The organism is Knoellia aerolata DSM 18566 (genome assembly GCF_000768695.1).
Classification (GTDB): Bacteria; Actinomycetota; Actinomycetes; order Actinomycetales; family Dermatophilaceae; genus Knoellia; species Knoellia aerolata.
In genome coordinates, this window is the sequence record NZ_AVPL01000141.1 from 1 (window position 1) to 1,189 (window position 1,189).

2 protein-coding genes are annotated in these 1,189 nt (G+C 76.0%); one reads left to right on the top strand and one right to left on the bottom strand.

All coding sequences use genetic code 11. The features are described from left to right. Window positions 1-208, top strand: a 208-nt coding sequence (locus tag N801_RS21225; RefSeq protein ID WP_035940906.1) for a hypothetical protein, incomplete at its 5' end; no start/stop codon positions are given. A gap of 92 nt (window positions 209-300) precedes the next feature. Here N801_RS21225 and N801_RS21230 read toward each other — a convergent pair. After that, a partial coding sequence (locus N801_RS21230; RefSeq protein ID WP_035940908.1) for a hypothetical protein occupies window positions 301-1,189 on the bottom strand: 889 nt, incomplete at its 5' end.

The following is a 1,189-nucleotide window of genomic DNA, read 5'->3' on the forward strand; positions in this document are numbered from 1 at the left end:
CGGTCGCGGCAAGGCCGGCGGACGCGGCGCGTCCGCCCGCGGAGGCGCAGGAGCCGCGGGACGAGGTGGCCCCGTCGGTGCGGCCGGTGCCGGTGGCGCTCGCCGGGGTGAGAAGGGCACGGCCACGGACGTGGACAAGCTCACCCACGAGGACGAGGACACCTGGTACGACGGGACCGACGAGTCCAGCCCCCAGGTCTGGGACTGAGGCGTCACCTTCAGCCCGGTGTCGGGTTCCCGGGGTTCTGGCCACCGGAGTGCACCCGGATCCCCGACACCCGGCCGACCGCGTGGGGTCGCTCAGCCCGAGGTCATCCGCCGGATGGCCTCCACGCCGCCCGCCGCGACGACGCCGAGCGGCACCGACAGCGCGACCGTGAGGCCCTCGAGGGAGTCGGCGAAGCGGGACATGCGGGTCGAGCGGTACCCCTGCACGAGGGCGGTGGCGCTCACCACGCTGACCCAGCCGATGCCGGTCGCGACGAGGAAGACGACGACCGTCGCCCCGCCCCAGCCGCTCGTGAGCAGCGCGTACGCGCCGGCCAGCAGGAGGGCCGCGCAGGCGCCGAGCATGCTGTAGCGCGGCAGCCGGTCCCGGACGGTGCGTGACTGGTAGCCGCAGGCCAGCGCGGCGACGACGACGACCGCGAGGGTGCCCCACCGCGAGGCGGCGTCGGGCGCCGGGGTCGTCACGGTGAGCCACCCGCACACCGCGGCGGTGAGGGAGAGGTATGCCGTCCCGATCGCGACGATCTCGCGCGCGGCGTCGAAGCGGGCACGCACGTCACCGGGCGTGATCCGCCTGCGCCTTCCCGCGCTGCGCTCGCGGACCGACCAGATCGTCGTCGAGAGGCGGTCGGTGTCGACGAGCTGGTTGGCGTCGACGACGAGGCTGGTGGTGGGCAGGAGCCGCACGAGCAGCGGGCACAGCCCGGTGACGACGGCGGCGATGGAGTGACCCGGCCAGTCGAGGACGGTGCCCGTCCCGACGAGCAGCCCGAGCCCACCGATGGTGGCGAGGACGGTCCGGTCGCCGGGGGAGTCGGCGTCCACCCGGGTCCGCGTGATCGCGAGGGCGAGCACGGCCACCGCGCAGCCCGCGACGACGGCGACGGACTCTCGCCCCGGCGTGGCCGGCCAGGGCAGGGTCAGCCCGGCGGCGAGTCCGAGGGCGGGCGCGGTCGCGGCG